The following is a 19751-nucleotide window of genomic DNA, read 5'->3' as shown; positions in this document are numbered from 1 at the left end:
GAAGCATCAAAATAAAAAAGTCAGAAAATCTATATTTTGCAGGAAATTATGCTTGACTTTTTTAATAATAATTATTATAATAAATTTAGAATAATTCTAAAAGGGTGAATGCTTATGACAAAGTATGAAAAGCAGATTTACGAGATTGTCAATAAGCTTACGGGCCATATGACTGCGGATCAGATTTTTTCAGAACTGAAAAAAAGCTACCCTTCCGTCTCACTGGCGACCGTATATAATAACCTGAACAAACTGTGTGAGGCAGGGCTGATCCGCCGGGTGTCCACAGAGGGAGCGCCGGATCGGTACGATCGGACTGCGAAACACGATCATCTGGTGTGCAGAAGATGCGGGAAGCTTACGGATATCTGCTTTGAGGATTTGACTGCTTCTCTGAAAAAGCAGCTTGGCGGGGAATTTTTCACCTATGATTTAAAGGTTTATTATATTTGTCCGGAATGCCGGGCGGAGGAAGAGCAGAAAGAAGAACGGAGAGAGGAATAAGCGGCGGAGTCCAGCCGTTTTCCATGAAAATAAGGACGGATCTATGTGCCGTAAGGAATTGCAGACGGCATCCATATAGATAACCAGCAGCTGTGAAAGTATTGAACGGCTGTGACAAAAGTATCGGAAAGGAGAATGCGAATGAGATATGTCTGTTCTGTATGCGGGTATATCTATGATGAAGCGAGAGAGAAGCAGGCCTTCTCCGAGCTCCCTGATTCATGGAGATGTCCCGTATGCAAGGCGGCCAAGACTGTATTTGTGCCGGAGAAAAAGGCGGATGAACCAAGGAAGACGGCCGCAGTTCCGGTGTCCCCGGTTCCGGCAGCAGGCCCGGTTTCCGAAGAGGAAGGCATGGAAAAGCTTTCTGTGGGAGAACTGTCCGCGCTCTGTTCTAACCTGGCCCGGGGCTGCGAGAAGCAGTATAAGGACCAGGAGGCTTCCCTGTTCCGCGAGCTTGCAGAGTATTTTGCTGCTGTGACGCCGGCGGAGCCGGGGGCGGATCTGGACCGGCTGGCATCCATGATTCAGGGAGATCTGGAGCAGGGGTATCCGGCAGTAAATGCGGCCGCCGGCGCAGCAGGAGACCGGGGAACAAAGAGAATCTGTGTCTGGGGAGAGAAGGTTACGAACATGCTGAATTCTCTGCTTGCCCAGTACCGGCAGGAGGGGGAGGCATTCCTGGCGGACACAGAGATCTGGGTATGCACGGTCTGCGGCTTCGTCTATGTGGGAGACAAGCCCCCGGAGCTCTGCCCGGTGTGCAGGGTTCCCGCCTGGAAATTTGAAAAAATGGAAGGGAGGGATTCTGCATGAAAAAGGTTGCTGTGAGAAATCTGAGGCTTTGTACGAAAGACTGTCTCTGTCTCTATGTCTGTCCCACAGGTGCTACAGACACAGAGAACAGCATCATCGACACGGACAAGTGCCTGGGCTGCGGTACCTGCGCGGCAGCCTGTCCAAGCGCCGCTATTTCCATGGTTCCGGTGGAATATCCGCCTCAGCAGAAAAAGGAGGAGAAGGTGCTGGCGGCATCTTATGCTCTGGCAAAAAGCAAGGCGAAGCAGGAAAAAATGGCGCTGCAGCTGGCTGAAGCAGCCGAAGAGGACGGTCTGTACCGTCTGATGACAGCCATGTCAAAATCCGTCCGCCTGGTCAATGAGGATTTGATGAGAGAGTCCGGGTATATGCTGCCCCAGAGCGCGAATACCCACAAGCTGCTGGAGGAGCTGTTAGAAAATCCGCCTACAGTGGAATTCCCGGCAGAGGCTGCAAAGAAACTGTTGAAGCTGATCCCATGCAATGAGACGGCAGAGACAAAAAAAGAAAAGGAAGAAAAAAGAGAGAGAAAGGAAGAAAAGAAGATGAGCAAATACGCTGGAACACAGACAGAAAAGAACCTGGAGGCCGCTTTCGCCGGAGAATCTCAGGCGCGCAACAAGTATACATATTTCGCGTCCGTAGCAAAGAAGGAAGGATATGAGCAGATCGCGGCTCTGTTTCTGAAGACGGCTGACAATGAGAAAGAGCACGCAAAGATGTGGTTTAAGGAAATGCAGGGCATCGGAAATACCGCTGAGAACCTGCTTCATGCCGCTGAAGGCGAGAACTATGAGTGGACGGATATGTACGAAGGTTTCGCAAAGACTGCCGAGGAAGAGGGATTCCCGGAGCTGGCCGCGAAATTCCGTCTGGTAGCTGCTATTGAAAAGCATCATGAGGAGCGCTACCGCGCGCTGCTTCACAATGTGGAAATGGCAGAGGTCTTCGCAAAGAGTGAGGTAAAGGTATGGGAGTGCCGCAACTGCGGACATATTATCGTGGGAACCTCCGCTCCGGAGATCTGTCCGACCTGCGCGCATCCGCAGAGCTACTTTGAGGTGCATGCAGAGAATTACTAAAACCCGGCAATTCGCAGGAAAACAAAAAAGAATGAAAAGTACAGGAGGCAGACGATTGCGGGCTGCCTCCTGTGCGTCTTCAGGCTGGAATGCTGCCGGATGCCGGAAGAAGCTTCTGGCAGTATTCTTTTAAAAGGAAAATCGTATTGCGGATATCTTCCTTTGTGGTTTCCGGATGGATCGTGCAGAGCCGCAGGACTTTTTTCCCATTCAGTTCTGTTGTAAAGACACCCGCATACCCGCTGGAGATTATCTGCCTGGAAATCCGCAGGTTCAGGCTGTCTTTTTCTTCCTCTGTCAATCTTCCGGGATTGAAACGGAAATTGATCACGGCCAGCTGCGCCGGGGAGACGATTTCGATTTCAGGGTACCTTCGAAGAAGCTGTTCCGCATATTCCGCCAGTTCAAAACCGTGTTCGATGCCGGAGGCGACCGCGTCACTGCCCATGGTCTGAAGGGTAAGCCAGAGCTTGATACCCCGGGCCGGGCGGGTAAGCTCCGGGCCGATGTTCCAGGGGTTCATGTATTCCTCATCCGCGTCGATGTCTTTCAGATATTCGGGGTGGGCATGGAAGCTGTTTACCATGTCTGCCCGGTCTCTTACGAGGACCATGCCGCAGCCGTAGGTCTGGAACAGCCATTTGTGTGCGTCCCAGCTCAGACTGTCTGCCAGCTCGATACCCTTCAGCAGACCCTTGCGTCCGGACAGGAGCACGGAGGCGCCGAAGGAGCCGTCCACATGCATCCAGAGATGATACCGGCGGCAGATGGCAGCTGTTTCAGAAAAGGGATCGATGCTGCCAGTATTGGTGGTTCCGGCGCTTGCGATGACAGCAAAGGGGAGAAGTCCCTGTTCCAGATCCTCTGTTATGGCCTGTTCCAGAAGTGCTGAGCTCATCTGAAAGTGCTTGTCTGTGGGGATACAGCGGATTCTGTCGGAAGGGATTCCGATGATGTGGAGGCCCTTCGCCACAGAGGAGTGTGTCTGCTCCGACACATAGGCTGTGCCCCGGTGCCAGTCGTGTTCGGGAAGGCGGTCTCTTGCGATGGTGAGAGCCGTCAGATTTGCCATGGAACCGCCCGACACAAAAAGTCCTCCTGCCGTGTCTGGGAAACCGGCTTTATCACACAGCCAGCGGATCAGATCGGATTCAATCTGACAACCCTGCGGGAAATTAGCCAGGCTTCCGGCATGCCGGTTATAGGCGGAGGTCATGATGTCTCCAAGCCACGAATAGCAGGAAGCTGTACCGGGCACAAAGCCCAGAAACCTGGGGTGGCAGGTTTCGCAGCCGAAAGAGAAGATCTCCTCTTTCAGTTCCCGGACCACATCCTCAAGGGGACGTCCCTTTTCAGAAATCCCGGTATGCTCTGGTTTCCGGCCGGCTGGCCTGCAGACAGGCTGGCTGACAAGTGTTTTTCTTTCCTCAAGATATTCATGGATAAATGTCTCTGTAATCTGTTCAAAGGACGGATCTGTCCATGCGGTATTTCTGCTTTTCATTTGAATCATATCCTCGCTTTTTCAATTTCTGTATTTCAGCGGGCCCTGCTTGACGTCTTCTGGACTCTATAGTAACATCAAAGATAATATTTGTTAAATTCATGATTTTCATATTGCTATTAATCAAATTCATAGGAGAGCCAGATGGAGTTTAAAAATATTAAGACATTTTTGAAGGTGGCCGAGCTTCGAAATTTTTCAAAAGCGGCGGAAAAGCTGGGCTACTCTCAGTCGGCGGTTACCATTCAGATTCAGCAGCTGGAACGGGAACTTGGGGTGCAGCTCTTTGAGCGGATCGGAAAGGGAGCGGCGCTTACGGAGGAAGGTCAGAGCTTCGTATTTTATGCCAACGAGGTTCTGGGGGCGGCGGAAAAAGCAAAGGAAAGCATCCGGAAAGGGAGAGAAGGAACAGAACTGCGGGATATCTCCGGGCAGCTCCGGATTGGGAGCGTAGAGTCTGTGGCGACAGCGCTTCTCCCAGGGCTTTTGATGCGTTATCATAAACTCTGCCCCGGCGTGGAAATTCTTGTACACACGGCAGGGAGAGATGAATTGCTGGAAAGAATCCGCAGCAACCGTCTGGATCTGTTTTTCAATCTGGAAAAGAAAGCGCATTATCCGGGGATGGAGCGAAAGCTTCTGAAGGAGGAGCGGATTATCTTTATTGCTCCGGCCTCCGGAGAACAGACAGACCCGGAACTGAACACACGGCTTCGGTCCGGAAAAATCAGCGCCCGGGAAATGAGCCGGCTTCCTTTTGCGCTCACGGAGCGGGGCGAAAGCTACCGTTATGAGCTGGAGCGCCTTCTGGCAGAATCAGACGCAGAAATACATTCCCAGCTTGAGATTGCCAATACGGAGACCATTGTGCATATGGTGGAGGAAGGCTTTGGCCTTTCCTTTCTTCCGGCATTTTCGGCTGCGAAGGCCATAGAGGCGGGGAAGGTCTTTGAAGTGGAGACAGAGCTTCCGTCCGTCTACATGTGGAGCCAGCTTTTTTATCATAAGAATAAGTGGATTTCTCCTCAGATGGAGGTATTTCTGGGGGTGGCGGAGGAGTATTTCAGCCAGTGCGGCGGTTGACTCGGCGGCTGCAGAGTAAGAAAGAGAAAAACAGAAATACTTGCCATGCCTTCCTTTTTCCGCTATAATTGAACAAACGCCCGCGCAGGAAAGGCGCGGGCTTCCCGCGGCCTGCAGAACAGACAGAACAGACAGAGCAGACAGAGCAGAGCAGACAGATATGTATGGCCTGGGACAGAACAAAACTATGAGGAGGCAGTGAAATGAAAAAAGACGACAGAAATGTAGATGAGAAGGTTCAGAAGCTGGTGGAATACAGCATGAAATCCGGTAAGATTGACGTGGATCTCTATGCAGAATATGATGTAAAGAGGGGCCTCCGTGATTCCTCCGGAAAAGGCGTACTGACAGGCCTGACGGAGATTTCCGATGTAGTATCTTTTGGCTATATAGATGGAGAGAAGGTGCCGATCGACGGCGAGCTGTATTATCAGGGAGTTAATGTGGAGGATCTGGTGCGCGGAGAGGCAAACCGGCGGTTTGCTTTTGAGGAGACGACCTATCTGCTTCTGTTCGGAAAACTTCCCACCAAAGCGCAGCTTCGGGAATTTATCGATATTCTGGGAATTTACCGGGAACTTCCGGATACCTTTGTGCGGGATGTTATCATGAAAGCGCCCAGTTCCAATATGATGAATACGCTGCAGAAATGTGTGCTGACGATGTATTCCTATGACCCGAAACCGGAAGATATCTCTGTGGGCAACGTACTGAGACAGTCTCTGCAGCTGATCGCCCAGTTCCCGCTGTATTCGGTATACGGATATCACGCGTACCGCCATTATCATCTGGACAAGAGCCTGATTATCCGGAATCCGAAGCCGGAGCTGTCCACGGCGGAAAACATTCTGCGGCTTCTCCGGAGAGACGGACAGTATACAGAGCTGGAGGCCAAGGTGCTGGATGTGGCTCTGGTGCTGCACGCAGAGCATGGCGGCGGAAACAACTCTACCTTTACGACTCATGTGGTGTCTTCTACGGGTACAGATACCTATTCGGCGGTAGCGGCTTCCCTGGGTTCTTTGAAAGGACCGAAGCACGGCGGCGCCAATCTGAAGGTGCAGGAGATGTTTGCGGATATCAAGGATCATGTGTCAAACTGGCGGGATGAGACGCAGATTCAGACTTATCTGGAGAAAATCCTCCGCAAAGAGGTATTTGACCATGCCGGCCTGATATATGGAATGGGCCATGCGGTATATACGGAGTCTGATCCCCGTGCCGTGATTCTGAAGGAATATGCGAGAAGGCTTTCAGAGGAAAAGGGAATGGAGGAAGAGTTTGAGCTTTACGAGCGCGTAGAGCGGATCGCAGGAGAATGCCTGATGGCGGGACGCCGTCTGCTGAAGCCTGTCTGCGCAAATGTGGATTTCTACAGCGGCTTTGTATACAGTATGCTGGATCTTCCGGATGAGTTGTTTACGCCTATATTTGCCATGTCCCGTATTTCCGGCTGGAGCGCCCACCGCATTGAGGAGCTGGTGAACGCAGGAAAGATCATCCGTCCGGCTTACAAATATGTGGGACACCATGTGCCCTACGTGGATCTGAACGACAGAGAGTAACAAAAGCAGAAAGGGCGGCTGAAAAAGATTCCTTTTTGCATCTGTGGCCTATACGGCATGATGTGAAAGAGACTTTTTCAGCAGCCCTTATATCTTGCTTTCACAGGGAATAGATAGCATAAATCCCGTTTCTTCTGCTTACAATTTAGTAATTGCAGTATGATAGAAGAGGGATTTTATGAAGAAAATTCTGGCCCTTATGCTGGCGCTCTCCATAAGCCTGCAGTTTTCTGCTTTTCCTGCGCAGGCATCTGATTCCGGAGAAGAAATGTCGGAGGAAATGACAGAAGATCAGTCTTCCGAGGGAGATGAGACAGTGGAGACGGCGGCGGAAAATCCGGAACAGGCTTTGGCGGAGGGGGAAGAGGAGGCGCAGACAGAAGCGGCAGAAACCCAGACAGATGAGTCTGGAACGGGAACGGGGGATTCTCTTGGCATTTCAGCTCCGTCGGCAGTGCTCATGGAAGCGTCCACAGGGACCGTGGTGCTTGAAAAGAACGCTCACGAGAAGCTGCCCCCGGCCAGCGTCACGAAAATCATGACGCTGCTTCTGATTTTTGACGCCCTGTCCCAGGGGAAAATCCGGATGGAGGATACGGTGACTACCTCAGCCTACGCGGCTTCCATGGGAGGCTCCCAGGTGTTTCTGGAGGAGGGCGAGACTCAGAGCGTGGAAACCATGATAAAATGTATCGCCGTAGCCTCTGCCAACGACGCGTCAGTTGCCATGGCGGAGCATATTGCCGGGACCGAGAGCCTGTTTGTGGATATGATGAACGAAAGGGCGGAGGAGCTGGGAATGAAAGACACGCATTTTGTCAACTGCTGTGGTCTGGATACGGACGGCCATCTGACTACGGCCTATGACATTGCGCTGATGTCCAGGGAACTGATCACGAAATATCCGCAGATACATACGTATTCCACGATCTGGATGGAGAATATTACCCATACCACCAAACGGGGAACAGAGGAATTCGGCCTGACGAACACCAACAAGCTGATCCGCCAGTACCCGTACGCCACTGGCCTGAAAACGGGGTCCACCAGCCAGGCAAAATACTGCGTCTCCGCTACGGCGGAAAAGGACGGCATAGAGCTGATTGCGGTCATTATGGCCGCGCCGGATTCAGCGAGCCGGAATACAGACGCGACGGCACTTCTGAACTATGGATATGCCAAATGCAGTCTGTATCAGGATCTGGAGGAGCAGCCGCTGGTCACTGTTCCGGTCCGGGGAGGCGTGCAGGAAGAGGTGGCAGGAAAATACGACGGGACGTTTTCGTATCTGAGTACCACAGGGGAAGATCTGACTGCGGTGGAAAAGAAATGGTACGCTGTGGAGGAGCTGACGGCTCCTGTGGAAGAAGGGCAGGCAATAGGGAAACTCACATATACACTGAACGGACAGGAGATCGGCAGCGTCGAGATTCTGGCAGGCAGCGCCGTGGAGAAAGCCGGGTACGGTTATTATCTGGGGCGGGCCTTCGAATATCTGATGCTCTGACATGCGGAAGAAAACTACAGGGGAAAACGTTACGGATTTATCTATGTGGATGCCGACGACGAGGGAAACGGAAGCTATGACCGGTTCCGGAAAGACAGCTTTTACTGGTACAAAAAAGTGATTGCGTCCAACGGAGAAGATCTGGAGGATATAAGATAATTTCGATTTTCAATTCAATAGTTTCAGGCAGAAAGGCTGCTCCGGAAATTGATACTGGAAGCAGCCTTTTTCCTGTGCTAAAATGAAATAAAATAGCCAACCCACAGAGGAAAATAAAACAGCATAAAAAGGAGAGACGTATGAATTTTCTAATTTTAGACGTAGGAACCTCAAGCATGCGCGGAATTTTGTTCCGCGAGGATGGAACGATGCTTCATACCGTACAGAAGGAATACCAGGTCATCACCCTGGAGCACGGCTGGGTGGAGCAGAATCCGCTGGATTTCAAGGACAGCATGACGGAGATTGTAAAGGAGTCTGCCGCGTTTGCGGCACAGATGGAAGAAAGTATCGACGCTGTCGCCCTTACCTCCCAGCGTTCTTCCGTCATTCCGGTGGACAGAGAAGGAAACCATCTGGGAAATGCCCAGATGTGGCAGGATAAGCGGACGGTGCCTCTCTGTCAGGCTATGGAGGAACATCACAGAGAGATTTTCCGGCTCTGCGGCTCCCGGGTTAATCCGGTGTTTTCCGGCGCGAAGATGAAGTGGATGCGCCAGAATCAGCCGGAACTTTATGAAAAGGCTTATAAGCTGACAGTGATTCCGGACTATCTGGTTTACCATATGACGGGCAATTTCTATACAGATCATACATACGGCAGCCGTTCCCTTCTGATGAATCTGAAGACCTGCCAGTGGGACGATAGACTGCTGGAGCTTTTCGAAGTGGATAAAGAGAAGCTCTGCGAGCTGAAAGCTCCGGGAAGCATTCTGGGCTATACCACAAAGGAATTTTCTGAGCTGACCGGCATTGCGGAAGGCGTACCTGTCATCAGCGCGGGCGGCGACCAGCAGTGCGGCATGCTCGGCCAGGGCGTTGTAAAGCAGGGACAGGTTTCCCTGACACTGGGCACAGGCGGCTTCCTTTTGACGACCTGCCGGGAGGTGCCTGAGAATCTGGACTGGGATGTGGTCTGCAATGCGTCTTCAGAAGCCGGGGCCTATATTCTGGAGGCCAGTATGCTGACCTGCACTTCAGCTATGGAATGGTATAAGCGGAATTTCTTCCGGGAAGAGACCGACTTTTATGGAAAACTGAACGATATTCTGACGGAGATTCCGGCCGGCTCCCATGGCTGCCTGGCCCTGCCCTATTTCCAGGGAAGATCCACGCCGGACTGGAACAGCGACGCCACGGCTGTCTTTGCGGGAATTACGCTGAATACCTCCCGGGAAGACATGCTGAAAGCCCTGCTGGAGAGTATCTGTATGGAAATCAGCAATAACATTGCTTCCTTTGAAAAATATGTTCCGCTGGAAAAAATTCTGATCAACGGCGGCCTTTCCAAGAGCGAAGCCTTCAACCGGATGCAGGCGGACATCTACGGAAAGCCTGTGGTGCGCATGGATAATGCGGAAAGCACGGCCATCGGCGCGCTGATGGTGGCCTCTGTCACCATGGGACGTTATCAGAATGTGGAGGAGGCCTTTGCGGGTATCCGTAAGAATGCGGGAGCAAAGGAATACAAGGTGCATGAGGCGGTTCATGCAGTCTATGAAGAGCTGCGCGCGCGGATGAACGATACTTACAGCCGCCTGCAGTAACAGCCGTCTGCGGCAACAGATTCTCCGCCTTGCAATCCCCCAGAATTTGTGGTACTCTGTTCACATGTCTGATTTTAGAATATTCGAATATGAAGTGAATACGGCAAAGCTGCCGGCGGGGGCTGAAGGACCGGTGTTCTGTATGGCAGCCGATCTGCACAATCAGAGCTACGGGCCGGATAACGCCCGCCTGGCAGAGGCCATTCTTGCCCTGGAGCCGGATGCGGTTCTGGCTGCGGGAGACCTTCTGATAGGGCGGCCGGGAGAAACCTTTCTTCCGGCTCTTTCTTTGCTGCGCCGCCTGCGCAGAGCGCAGATCCCTGTCTACTATGGAAATGGAAATCATGAGTACCGGATGCGGCTGCACCCGGAGATTTATGGAAAGGTTTATGCTGAATATGCGGAAGCGCTCAGAGACTGCGGTGTGATTCTGCTGGAGAATGAAAAGGCATCCTTTGAAGCGGAGGGACTCGGGGCAGAGATTTACGGTTTTGAGCTGCCGGAATCTTATTACCGGAAATTCGCCAGGGAGGAGCTTAAGGAGGAAGAACTGGAGCAGGTCCTGGGGAAGCCGGATGAAGAGAAGTATAATATTCTGATCGCGCATAATCCGGTCTATTTTCCGGTCTATGCCCGCTGGGGCGCGGATCTGACCGTGTCCGGACACCTTCACGGAGGAATCATCCGAATCCCGGGCATCGGAGGAATCATCACGCCTCAGGCCAGGCTGTTTCCGAAGTACGACGCCGGCCATTTCCGGCGGGAGGGAAAGGATCTGGTGGTAAGCAGAGGACTGGGGACCCATACCGTGAATCTGCGCATCTTTAATCCGCCGGAGCTGTCCGTCATCCGCCTGAAGGGAGAATAAGCATGGGAATTCCCGTAAAACTGCCTGCGTTTGAAGGTCCTCTCGACCTTCTTCTGCATTTGATAGAAAGCAATAAAATCGATATTTATGATATCCCCATTGTGACGATTACCGATCAGTATATGGAATATATCCGCGCCATGGAGAAAAAGGATCTGAATGTGATGAGTGAATTTCTCGTGATGGCGGCTACCCTCCTGGAGATCAAGGCGAAGATGCTTCTGCCTGCGGAGGTCAATGAGGAAGGGGAAGAGATAGACCCGAGAGCAGATCTGGTAGAACGCCTGTTGGAATATAAGCTGTACAAGTACATGGCGGGAGAGCTGGGAAAACGGCAGAACCAGGCCGGACAGGCCTTTTACCGCCAGGAGGACATTCCGCAGGAGGTGGCCTCCTATATTGAGCCCGTAGATCTGGACAAGCTGGTGGGAGATCTGACGCTCGCGAAGCTGGATGAGATTTTCCGGGACGTTCTGCGCAGATCCGCGGAAAAGGTGGACCCGGTGCGGAGCGGCTTTGGTGAGATTGAGAAAGAAGAAGTCAGCCTGGAGGATCGGATTTCCTATGTGGAAGAGACCCTGAAAAAGGAGCCGCGCACAAGCTTCCGCAGGCTTCTGGAAGGAAAGAAGCGGCATGGGAAGATGCAGGTGATCGTGACCTTCCTGGCTGTGCTGGAGCTGATGAAGGTCGGAAAGCTCACGGTGAAACAGGAAGGGACTTTCGGAGAGATCTATATTCAGATGGAGGCGGCTGCCGCCCCGGAAGACGATGGAATTTCAGATAAGGATGTCCCGGAAGAAGCGGGACAGCAAGGAGCGTAACTGTGGAAGAAAAGAGAACGGAGGCCGCGATCAGGGCGGCGGTAGAGGCGATATTGTTTGCGGCAGGCGGCTCAGTGGAGACGGCCAGGCTTGCGTCTGCGCTGGAGCTGGACTCCGGTGAGATGAGAGACATTCTGCGGCGCATGGAACTGCGCTACGAGGAAGAGGACAGGGGAATCCGCCTGCTGGAGCTGGAGGATGCCTGGCAGCTCTGTACGAAACGGGAGCATTACGGGGAGCTGATCCGCATTGTGAAGCAGCCGAGAAAGTATACGCTGACGGAGGTGCTTCTGGAGACTCTGTCCATCGTAGCTTACAAGCAGCCGGTGACAAAGCTTGAGATAGAGAAGATCCGCGGCGTCAAAAGTGATCATGCGGTCAACAAGCTGGTGGAGTACGGACTGATTGAGGAGGTGGGCCGCCTGGACGCGCCGGGCCGTCCGATACTGTTCGGCACGACAGAGGAGTTTCTGAGAAGCTTTGGAGTCAGCTCGGTGGAGGAGCTTCCCAAGGCATCTCCGGAGCAGATGGAAGACTTTAAGGAGGAAGCAGAGGAAGAGCTCGGCCTTCCGGCAGAAAGCCAGGAGGAACTTCCCAAGGCATCTCCAGAGCCGGCATAGCTGTCCGGAAAATCCCGCAGGTTTTCAAAACCGCGGAAAAATAGAAAAATTCAAAGAACAAGAGGAGGATGAGTATGGGACATCTTACAAGCAGAAACGCTTATAAGAACCTGGAAGACCGTATTAACTGGTTTACACAGGGAGCGCCTGCGTTTTCAGGGACCCTGTATAAGATTTTGCAGGTGCTCTATACGGAAAAGGAGGCCAAGTGGGTCTCTCTTCTTCCGGTGCGCCCCTTTACGGCGAAAAAAGCCGCAAAGATCTGGAATACCAGTGAAGCAAAGGCGGAGAAGTTTCTGACCCATCTTTGCGAGAAGGCTCTTCTGGTAGATTCTTATCACAACGGAGTGCGCAAATTCGTGATGCCGCCTCCTATGGCAGGCTTTATTGAATTTGCCCTGATGCGTACGAGAGGAGATATCGATCAGAAGTATCTGAGCGAGCTGTATTACCAGTACATGAATGTGGAGGAGGACTTCGTAAAAGAGCTTTTCTGGGCTACGGAGACGAAGCTTGGCCGGGTCTATGTGCGGGAGCCCGTGCTGACAAATGAGAATACACTTCATATTCTGGATTATGAGAGAGCCACGCATATCATTGAAGAGGCAGAATATATCGGCCTGGGCCTGTGTTACTGCCGCCACAAAATGTATCATGCGGGGCATCCCTGCGAGATAGGCGCGCCGCTGGACGTCTGTCTGACCTTCGGCAATGTGGCCCGTTCCCTGGCAGAGCATGGCGGATATGCCCGGCTGATTGACAAGGCGGAGGCCAAAGACGCTCTGGAGCGTTCCTATGCCCATAATCTGGTGCAGATCGGAGAGAATGTCCGGGAGAATCCGGCGTTTATCTGCAACTGCTGCGGCTGCTGCTGCGAAGCCCTGCAGGCGGCCAGACGGTTCAGTCCCATGCAGCCGGTGGCCACGACCAATTATATTCCGGAGATAAAGGAAGAATCCTGCGTGGGCTGTGAAAAGTGTGCGAAAGCCTGTCCGATTCTGGCCATATCCATGAAGGAAGAGGAAAACGGGAAGAAAAAAGCAGTCATTGATACGGATATCTGCCTGGGCTGCGGCGTCTGCGCCGCTAACTGCGCAAAGAAGGCCATAGAGATGAAGCGCCGGCCCATTCAGGTGATTACTCCGGTGAACAGCACCCACCGTTTTGTGCTTCAGGCCATTGAGAAGGGTACGCTGCAGAATCTGGTTTTTGACAATCAGGCTTTTGCGAACCACCGGGCCATGGCAGCGGTGTTTGCGGCAATTCTGGAGCTGCCTCCTCTGAAACAGGCGCTGGCAAGCAAACAGTTTAAATCTATTTATCTGGATAAGCTGATTTCCAGCCAGCTCAATAAGAATAAAAAGAAAAAGAATTAGAATTAGATTCAGATACGAGATACAGCTGTTTTTACAAGTGACGGATATCGGGAACGGATTTTGTTTTATAACAGTCCGTCCCGGGCGGATGGGATTCGGCAGAAGACGGGTCTGTCTTTCTGTGTAAGATAAGAGAAAGCGGTATAGTCAATTTTGGCTATGCCGCTTTTTTTGATTAAGCCGGGCAGACGAAAATGACATGTTGATTTTTATGTTGGATTTGTAATATTTATATTGACTTATGTTGATATGATGCTATAATAAAACTAGAAATCAAGGCGAAATCAAGTTGAAACTCAAAAAACAGTGGGATACCAGGAGGGATCGAAGATGAATTTAGCAGAAGCAAAGGAGTATGCAAAGAAAAACATTCACAACCGTCCCCAGACAGCCGGACGTCTGGCAGGCAAGATTGCGGTAGTCACAGGCGGAGCCCAGGGCTTCGGTCTTGGAATCGCAGAGGAGATGTACCGGGAGGGAGCCAGCGTGGTTCTGGCGGACCTCAATGACGCTCAGGCAAGAGAAGCCGCGAAGGGACTCGGGGAGCGCGCAATCGGCCTGAAGGTGGATGTATCTGATGCCGCGTCCATGGAAGCCATGGTCTGCGGGGCAGTGGAACATTTCGGCGGTATCGATATTTTTGTATCGAACGCGGGTGTACTGAAGGCGGGCAGCCTGGAGGATTTGACTCCGGAAGCTTTTACCTTCGTGACAAAGGTGAATTATATCGGATATTTCAACGCGGCTAAGTACGCTTCCGCAATTATGAAAGCCCAGCATGAGGCGGATGAAACACTCTGGTTTGACATTATTCAGATCAATTCCAAATCCGGACTGGAAGGCTCCAGAAATAACAGCGCTTATGCGGGCGGAAAGTTCGGCGGCATCGGACTGACCCAGAGCTTTGCGCTGGAGCTGGTAGGTTCCAATATCAAGGTAAATTCTATCTGCCCGGGCAACTTCTATGACGGCCCCCTCTGGTCGGACCCGGAGAAAGGTCTTTTCGTGCAGTATCTGAACGCGGGAAAGGTGCCGGGAGCGAAGACAGTGCAGGATGTAAAGGATTACTACCTGTCCAAGTCCCCGATTCACAGAGGCTGTACGCCGAAGGATGTGGCGAAGGCTCTGTTTTACGCGGTGGAGCAGGAATTTGAGACCGGACAGGCAATTCCGGTGACCGGCGGCCAGACCATGCTGAATTGAAAAGCGTGTGAAAAAGGAGGAGTCCATGGATAAGTTTGTAGAGCGTCAGGAGGTTCTGAAGCTTTTGAACGCGCCGTCGCCCGAGGAGCGGCTGGCGAATCTGGCGATTATAATCGGCGGTGAAAAGGAGCATCCGGAGGTAAAGCCCCAGTACGCCAATAACCATATACATACCATATATTCATTTTCACCCTATTCCCCTACAGCGGCTGTGTACTGCGCGCGGGATGAGGGGCTGGAGACGGCGGGCATCATGGATCATGATACCATTGCCGGGGCTGAGGAATTCCGGAAGGCAGGAAAGATTGCGGGAATCGGGACCACCTGCGGCATGGAATGCAGGGCGGATCTTTCCGGTACGCGGATGGCCGGAAGAAAGCTGAATAATCCGGATCAGGCGGGTATCTGCTATATGGCGGTTCACAGCGTTCCGTCTTCCGGTTTTGCGAGACTGAACGAGGTCTTCGCTCCCTTAAGGGAAAAAAGAAATGAACGCAACCGGAAGATGACGGAAAATATCAACCGTCTGATGGAACCCTTTGGAATAACGCTGGACTTTGACAGGGACGTGATCCCGATTTCCCAGTACGCAAACGGCGGTTCCATTACAGAACGCCATCTGCTCTGCGCCCTGAGCCAGAAGATCCTGGATAAAGCCGGAAAAGAAGGCTGCGTCAAATTCGTGGAGCAGGAGCTTGGAATCGGCCTGAATGATAAGACGAGAGAACGCCTTTCCGATCCGGAGAACCCTCATCTGATCTATGATCTGCTGGGTGTGATGAAAGCGGAACTGGTAAGCAAAATCTATATTCCCGCCACAGAGGAATGTATCGCCTTTGCGGACCTGGTAAAGCTGGCCGATGAGGTGGGAGCGGTTCTCTGCTATCCTTATCTGGGCGATGTGACGGATTCTGTTACCGGCGATAAGAAGGCGGCGAAATTCGAGGACGATTTTCTGGATGAACTGTTTGAGATGCTGAAGGAAGAAGGTGTCCGGGGCGTCACCTACATGCCGGCCCGCAATACAAGAGAACAGCTTGAGAGACTGCAGAAGCTGTGCCGGGACTACGGCATGATGGAAATTTCCGGAGAGGACGTGAATTCTTCCCGCCAGAGTATGATTTGCCCTCAGCTTTCAGACCCCCAGTTCCGTCATCTGGTGGATGCGGCCTGGAAACTGGTTGAGCGGGAAAAGGATTGAGCAGGGCTGCCAAAGAAGCGGCGGGCTCTGCGCCGGATGATGAAAAAGAAACCGAGAGAAACCTATCATAAATATCATTTAAAGGAGAAAGAGTATGAAAACAAAGGCACTGAGACTTTACGGCAAAGAGGATCTGCGGCTGGAGGAGTTTGAGCTTCCGGAACCCAAGGATGATGAAATCCTGGCAAAGGTAGTATCTGACAGTATCTGCATGTCTTCCTATAAGGCAGCCATGCAGGGGGCAGACCACAAGCGCGTGCCGGATGACGTGGCAGAGCATCCTACGATCATCGGTCATGAGTTCTGCGGCGAGCTGGTCAAGGTAGGCTCCAAGTGGGCGGATGAATTCAAGGCGGGAGAGAAATTCTCTATCCAGCCGGCGCTGAATTATAAGGGAAGCCTGGCTGCTCCGGGATATTCCTATGAGTATATCGGCGGGGATGCCACTTATGTTATCATTCCCAATGAGGTCATGGAGATGGGCTGCCTGCTTCATTACTCCGGGGAAAGTTATTTCGGCGGTTCCCTGACAGAGCCGCTGTCCTGCGTGGCAGGAACCTTCCATGCTATGTATCATGCCACAAGAGGAAAGTACGAGCATGACATGGGAATCCGCAAGGGAGGAAGAATGGCGATTCTTGCAGGAGTGGGACCCATGGGACTCGCAGCTATCGATTATATCATCCACTGTGACAGAAGACCGTCTCTGCTGGTGGTTACCGATATTGATGACGCAAGACTGGCCCGGGCAGAGCAGATGCTTTCCCCGAAGGAAGCGGAAGAGAACGGTATTAAGCTTGTTTACGCAAATACAGGCAAGGTGGAAAATGATCATGAATTTATGATGAGCTTCACAGACGGAAAGGGATATGATGACGTGCTGGTATTTGCGCCGGTGGCGCCCGTGGTAGAGCTGGCGGACAGCATTCTGGCTCAGGATGGCTGCCTGAACTTTTTCGCAGGTCCCTCTAACCCGGAATTTTCCGCGAAGTTCAACTTCTACAACGTACATTATTCCGGAACTCATGTGGTAGGAACCTCCGGCGGAAATACAGATGATATGAAGGAATGTCTGACCATGATCGGTGAGAAAAAGCTGGAACCGGCCATTTTGGTGACTCATATCGGCGGTCTTGATGTCGCAAGAGAGACTACGCTGAATCTGCCTCATGTTCCGGGCGGAAAAAAACTCATTTATACCCATATCTCTCTGCCGCTGACTGCAATTGCGGATTTTGAGGAAAAAGGGAAGACAGATCCGCTGTTCGCGAAACTGGCGGAGCTGGTAGCCAAGACCAATGGACTGTGGAACGCAGAAGCAGAGAAATATCTGCTTGAGAACGCGCCGGCGATCTGATTGTTCCGGCAGACGTAAGAGGAACGCGGAAACAGCCCGTAAGACCTTCTGAAGAAAACCAGACGAGCCGCAGAGCGGCCCTGAAATGTGGAAAGCCGCGGTTTCGCAGACTGCCTGTGCGGTCGTCTGCGAAACCGCGGCTTTCAGGCTGTCTGTGCCCTTTGGGGCTTGCCACAGAAGACGACGCCCGGTATAATAAAAAAGAATATTACAGAAGAATACCTTTATCAATGAAGAGCGGCGGCGCGTCAGTTTGTACAGTCCTTTGTACCTCGACGGCGTTTGGATTGGGAAAGGATGGAAAAGGAGAATAGAAATGAACAGTTTTGAGCAGCTGATTGGAAACAGAGTACTGGTGAGCGCGGTTGTCGGATGGTTTGTGGCACAGGTGTTGAAAACTGTAATTCATACGATTGTCACAAAAAAGTTTGAGCCGGAGCGGCTGACAGGTTCCGGAGGAATGCCCAGCTCTCATTCCTCTACCGTATGCGCGATGGCGGCAGTCTCCGGTCAGATCTACGGACTGGGTTCTTTTGAATTTGCCGTGACAGTGATTCTGGCTATTATTGTGATGCATGACGCCATGGGAGTGCGTCTGGAGACCGGGAAACAGGCCAAGCTGATCAATGAAATTGTGGAGACCTTCAAGACTATGAACGGAAAAACGCTTGCGGAGGAAAGGCTGAAGGAATTCGTGGGCCATACACCGCTCCAGGTGCTGATGGGAGCGCTTTTGGGCATTATTATCGGCCTTCTCCTGGCCTGATGCCGGCGGTTCATGAGAATATTTCTCATATAGATGGCTTGAATGACAGAAAATTCTGTGGTAAGATAACACCATGAGGTTAGTAAAAACTAACTTGTGAATAAAAAGAATCCCTTCTGCGGATTCTTTTTAAAAGGATGGGAGTTAGAAGAAACTAATAAGAAAAGAAACTTACGGCCTCATCAGCAAGTGATTCGGCTTGTGCTGAATAATCATCAGCTTCCATGGGAAAGAGAGGAAAGACGCTTATGAGTATTGTGATTATCGGTGGACACGACCGAATGGTCCGCCAGTACCATGACATCTGCAAGGCATATAAATGTAAGGCGAAGGTCTTTACCCAGATGACGGGAGACCTGAAAAAACAGGTGGGAAAGCCGGATTTGTTCGTGCTGTTTACCAATACAGTATCCCACAAGATGGTAAAATGCGCGCTGGAAGAGGCGAAGAGAAACAACATCGATGTTGTCCGCTGTCATACCAGCAGCAAGGCGGCTCTGGAAGAAATCCTGAGGAGCTGCTGCTGATGGGCGGCGCGCGGGAGAAACTGGAGAGACTGCTTGCCAGCCACTGCGCCCCTGTTTTATTCAGGAAGAAGACGGCCAACCTGGTGGCGGCAGAGCAGGAACTTGCGGCATACCTGCCGGAGGTTCTGGCCGGCAGCCGGATTTCCTGGATAAAGCTCTGCAGCTGCCGGAAATACTGCCACCTTCTGTTTTATGACAGAGAACGGCTGGAAAGGTATCTGGAAAAGGAGGAACACCAGGAGTTTCTGCGGGCTTACGGATATGAGGGAAGGGAACTTCCGGAGAAACTTCAGCTCCTGGCGGAACGCTATGAAGGCTATCAGAAAAGGGGCGGAGAATTTCCTCATGAGATCGGATTGTTTCTGGAATATCCCCTGGAGGATATCGAGGGTTTCATTCTGCATCAGGGAAAGGATGCTCTGGAATGCGGATACTGGAAGGTGTACGGAAACGTGGACAGAGCCAGAGAGGTATTCCGGCTCTATGACAGGCTCCGTCAGACGCTGACCGCGCTGGTGGCAGCGGGGGTCAGCCTGAAGGAGGGCGCGGCAGAATCAGCCTGGCAGACATATCAGCAGGGTTATTAATGGTAGGAAGCCCTTGGGCTTTTTATAAATTCAATATCTAAAAATGAATGCAGGAGGAAAAAAATGAAGATAGTATACTGGAGCAGTACAGGAAATACAGAAAGAATGGCTCAGATGCTGGGCGAGGAGATCGAGAAGCTGGGAGGCAGCGCAGAAGTGGAAGAGGTGTCTTCCGTATCCCCATCGGCCCTGGAGAAAGAGACGGTATTTGCTCTCGGATGCTCAGCCATGGGTGACGAGGAGCTGGACGAGGGAGAGATGGAGCCCTTCGTGCAGGAGGTGGAGAAGTTTGCTTCCGGCAAAAAAATCGGTCTTTTCGGTTCCTATGACTGGGGCGACGGCGAGTGGATGCGCAGATGGGAAGCCCGCATGAAGGAAGCAGGAGCGGATGTGGCCGGAACTGTAATCGCCAATAACGAACCGGGAGAGGAAGATCAGGAACATCTGGCAGAGCTTGCAAAGAAGCTGTTCGGCTGATGAGAATACGTTCGGAAATATTTCGGTTAGGAATCACAAATTAGTTATTGACAACTCTGGTAAAAAGTGCTTTAATACTTATTGGAAATGATAGTTATTCTCAATTGCTTAAGAGGAG

19 protein-coding genes and 2 pseudogenes are annotated in these 19751 nt (G+C 51.9%); 20 read left to right on the top strand and 1 reads right to left on the bottom strand.

Translation table 11 applies throughout. From position 1 onward, the window contains the following. Window positions 1-114 precede the first annotated feature (114 nt). From B5E82_RS00330 to rbr, 4 genes and pseudogenes are all read left to right on the top strand, one after another. Window positions 115-504, top strand: a complete 390-nt coding sequence (locus B5E82_RS00330) for a Fur family transcriptional regulator (protein WP_087305663.1) — start codon at window positions 115-117, stop codon at window positions 502-504. 141 nt (window positions 505-645) lie between these two features. Beyond that, entirely contained in the window at window positions 646-1320 is a 675-nt protein-coding gene (locus B5E82_RS00325; protein ID WP_087305193.1) for a rubredoxin-like domain-containing protein, read from the top strand. Continuing rightward, window positions 1317-1475, top strand: a pseudogene (locus B5E82_RS18790) (4Fe-4S binding protein); the annotation flags it as partial. The gene B5E82_RS00325 and the pseudogene B5E82_RS18790, both read left to right, overlap by 4 nt. Before the next feature lie 393 nt (window positions 1476-1868). Then, a complete protein-coding gene (rbr, locus tag B5E82_RS18785) occupies window positions 1869-2405 on the top strand; it encodes a rubrerythrin (protein ID WP_242966220.1) in 537 nt (178 codons plus the stop codon). Window positions 2406-2484: 79 nt separating this feature from the next. Here rbr and B5E82_RS00315 read toward each other — a convergent pair whose 3' ends face one another. Further along, on the bottom strand, window positions 2485-3909 hold the full coding sequence (locus B5E82_RS00315; protein WP_087305189.1) for a pyridoxal phosphate-dependent decarboxylase family protein: 1425 nt from the start codon (window positions 3907-3909) through the stop codon (window positions 2485-2487). A gap of 144 nt (window positions 3910-4053) precedes the next feature. Between B5E82_RS00315 and B5E82_RS00310 the strand changes: the two genes are divergently transcribed. From B5E82_RS00310 to B5E82_RS00240, 16 genes and pseudogenes are all read left to right on the top strand, one after another. Further along, window positions 4054-4992: a LysR family transcriptional regulator gene (locus B5E82_RS00310; RefSeq protein WP_087305187.1), complete on the top strand. Its 939-nt coding sequence runs from the start codon at window positions 4054-4056 to the stop codon at window positions 4990-4992. Window positions 4993-5195: 203 nt separating this feature from the next. After that, on the top strand, window positions 5196-6557 hold the full coding sequence (locus B5E82_RS00305; protein ID WP_087305185.1) for a citrate/2-methylcitrate synthase: 1362 nt from the start codon (window positions 5196-5198) through the stop codon (window positions 6555-6557). Between the two features lie 178 nt (window positions 6558-6735). After that, complete coding sequence (locus tag B5E82_RS00300) at window positions 6736-8064, top strand: D-alanyl-D-alanine carboxypeptidase family protein (protein ID WP_087305183.1); 1329 nt, start codon at window positions 6736-6738, stop codon at window positions 8062-8064. Between the two features lie 24 nt (window positions 8065-8088). After that, window positions 8089-8223 (top strand): annotated as a pseudogene (locus B5E82_RS17815) (family 1 glycosylhydrolase); the annotation flags it as partial. Between the two features lie 140 nt (window positions 8224-8363). Next, window positions 8364-9830, top strand: coding sequence for an FGGY-family carbohydrate kinase (locus B5E82_RS00295; protein ID WP_087305181.1), 1467 nt, complete (start codon window positions 8364-8366; stop codon window positions 9828-9830). A gap of 142 nt (window positions 9831-9972) precedes the next feature. Further along, window positions 9973-10698 carry a metallophosphoesterase gene (locus tag B5E82_RS00290; protein ID WP_162610662.1) on the top strand — a complete coding sequence of 242 codons (726 nt, stop codon included), beginning with the start codon at window positions 9973-9975 and terminating at the stop codon, window positions 10696-10698. A gap of 2 nt (window positions 10699-10700) precedes the next feature. After that, a complete protein-coding gene (locus tag B5E82_RS00285) occupies window positions 10701-11519 on the top strand; it encodes a segregation and condensation protein A (protein ID WP_087305177.1) in 819 nt (272 codons plus the stop codon). A gap of 2 nt (window positions 11520-11521) precedes the next feature. Continuing rightward, a complete protein-coding gene (gene scpB, locus B5E82_RS00280; protein WP_087305175.1) occupies window positions 11522-12139 on the top strand; it encodes an SMC-Scp complex subunit ScpB in 618 nt (205 codons plus the stop codon). Between the two features lie 74 nt (window positions 12140-12213). Next, the gene (locus B5E82_RS00275) at window positions 12214-13515 is read left to right on the top strand and encodes a 4Fe-4S dicluster domain-containing protein (RefSeq protein ID WP_087305173.1); all 1302 of its coding nucleotides are present in this window, start codon (window positions 12214-12216) and stop codon (window positions 13513-13515) included. A 330-nt stretch (window positions 13516-13845) separates the two neighbouring features. Further along, on the top strand, window positions 13846-14718 hold the full coding sequence (locus tag B5E82_RS00270) for an SDR family NAD(P)-dependent oxidoreductase (protein ID WP_087305171.1): 873 nt from the start codon (window positions 13846-13848) through the stop codon (window positions 14716-14718). A gap of 25 nt (window positions 14719-14743) precedes the next feature. Beyond that, window positions 14744-15919, top strand: a complete 1176-nt coding sequence (locus B5E82_RS00265) for a PHP domain-containing protein (RefSeq protein WP_087305169.1) — start codon at window positions 14744-14746, stop codon at window positions 15917-15919. 94 nt (window positions 15920-16013) lie between these two features. After that, on the top strand, window positions 16014-17276 hold the full coding sequence (locus B5E82_RS00260; RefSeq protein WP_087305167.1) for a zinc-binding dehydrogenase: 1263 nt from the start codon (window positions 16014-16016) through the stop codon (window positions 17274-17276). Window positions 17277-17592: 316 nt separating this feature from the next. Then, the gene (locus B5E82_RS00255) at window positions 17593-18042 is read left to right on the top strand and encodes a divergent PAP2 family protein (RefSeq protein ID WP_087305165.1); all 450 of its coding nucleotides are present in this window, start codon (window positions 17593-17595) and stop codon (window positions 18040-18042) included. Window positions 18043-18290: 248 nt separating this feature from the next. Next, the gene (locus B5E82_RS00250; RefSeq protein WP_087305662.1) at window positions 18291-18569 is read left to right on the top strand and encodes a DUF2325 domain-containing protein; all 279 of its coding nucleotides are present in this window, start codon (window positions 18291-18293) and stop codon (window positions 18567-18569) included. Continuing rightward, the gene (locus B5E82_RS00245) at window positions 18569-19156 is read left to right on the top strand and encodes a DUF3793 family protein (protein WP_162610661.1); all 588 of its coding nucleotides are present in this window, start codon (window positions 18569-18571) and stop codon (window positions 19154-19156) included. The genes B5E82_RS00250 and B5E82_RS00245 overlap by 1 nt, the downstream gene beginning before the upstream one ends. A 63-nt stretch (window positions 19157-19219) precedes the next feature. Continuing rightward, entirely contained in the window at window positions 19220-19633 is a 414-nt protein-coding gene (locus B5E82_RS00240; protein ID WP_087305161.1) for a flavodoxin, read from the top strand. The last annotated feature ends 118 nt before the right edge of the window (window positions 19634-19751 follow it).

The organism is Lachnoclostridium sp. An138 (genome assembly GCF_002160765.1).
GTDB classification, from domain to species: domain Bacteria; phylum Bacillota; class Clostridia; order Lachnospirales; family Lachnospiraceae; genus Laedolimicola; species Laedolimicola faecalis.
Note: the sequence above shows the minus strand (reverse complement) of the source record. Positions and strands in the feature narration are given on the sequence as shown.

Bases quoted from the DNA above. Each gene is read 5' to 3' on its own strand.
- B5E82_RS00240 (WP_087305161.1), top strand. From the start codon at position 19,220: ATGAAGATAGTATACTGGAGCAGTACAGGAAATACAGAAAGAATGGCT.
- rbr (WP_242966220.1), top strand. From the start codon at position 1,869: ATGAGCAAATACGCTGGAACACAGACAGAAAAGAACCTGGAGGCCGCT.
- B5E82_RS00255 (WP_087305165.1), top strand. From the start codon at position 17,593: ATGAACAGTTTTGAGCAGCTGATTGGAAACAGAGTACTGGTGAGCGCG.
- B5E82_RS00245 (WP_162610661.1), top strand. From the start codon at position 18,569: ATGGGCGGCGCGCGGGAGAAACTGGAGAGACTGCTTGCCAGCCACTGC.
- B5E82_RS00310 (WP_087305187.1), top strand. From the start codon at position 4,054: ATGGAGTTTAAAAATATTAAGACATTTTTGAAGGTGGCCGAGCTTCGA.
- B5E82_RS00250 (WP_087305662.1), top strand. From the start codon at position 18,291: ATGAGTATTGTGATTATCGGTGGACACGACCGAATGGTCCGCCAGTAC.
- B5E82_RS00265 (WP_087305169.1), top strand. From the start codon at position 14,744: ATGGATAAGTTTGTAGAGCGTCAGGAGGTTCTGAAGCTTTTGAACGCG.
- B5E82_RS00260 (WP_087305167.1), top strand. From the start codon at position 16,014: ATGAAAACAAAGGCACTGAGACTTTACGGCAAAGAGGATCTGCGGCTG.
- B5E82_RS00290 (WP_162610662.1), top strand. From the start codon at position 9,973: ATGGCAGCCGATCTGCACAATCAGAGCTACGGGCCGGATAACGCCCGC.
- B5E82_RS00295 (WP_087305181.1), top strand. From the start codon at position 8,364: ATGAATTTTCTAATTTTAGACGTAGGAACCTCAAGCATGCGCGGAATT.
- B5E82_RS00305 (WP_087305185.1), top strand. From the start codon at position 5,196: ATGAAAAAAGACGACAGAAATGTAGATGAGAAGGTTCAGAAGCTGGTG.
- B5E82_RS00270 (WP_087305171.1), top strand. From the start codon at position 13,846: ATGAATTTAGCAGAAGCAAAGGAGTATGCAAAGAAAAACATTCACAAC.
- B5E82_RS00275 (WP_087305173.1), top strand. From the start codon at position 12,214: ATGGGACATCTTACAAGCAGAAACGCTTATAAGAACCTGGAAGACCGT.
- B5E82_RS00300 (WP_087305183.1), top strand. From the start codon at position 6,736: ATGAAGAAAATTCTGGCCCTTATGCTGGCGCTCTCCATAAGCCTGCAG.
- B5E82_RS00285 (WP_087305177.1), top strand. From the start codon at position 10,701: ATGGGAATTCCCGTAAAACTGCCTGCGTTTGAAGGTCCTCTCGACCTT.
- B5E82_RS00325 (WP_087305193.1), top strand. From the start codon at position 646: ATGAGATATGTCTGTTCTGTATGCGGGTATATCTATGATGAAGCGAGA.
- B5E82_RS00315 (WP_087305189.1), bottom strand. From the start codon at position 3,909: ATGAAAAGCAGAAATACCGCATGGACAGATCCGTCCTTTGAACAGATT.
- B5E82_RS00330 (WP_087305663.1), top strand. From the start codon at position 115: ATGACAAAGTATGAAAAGCAGATTTACGAGATTGTCAATAAGCTTACG.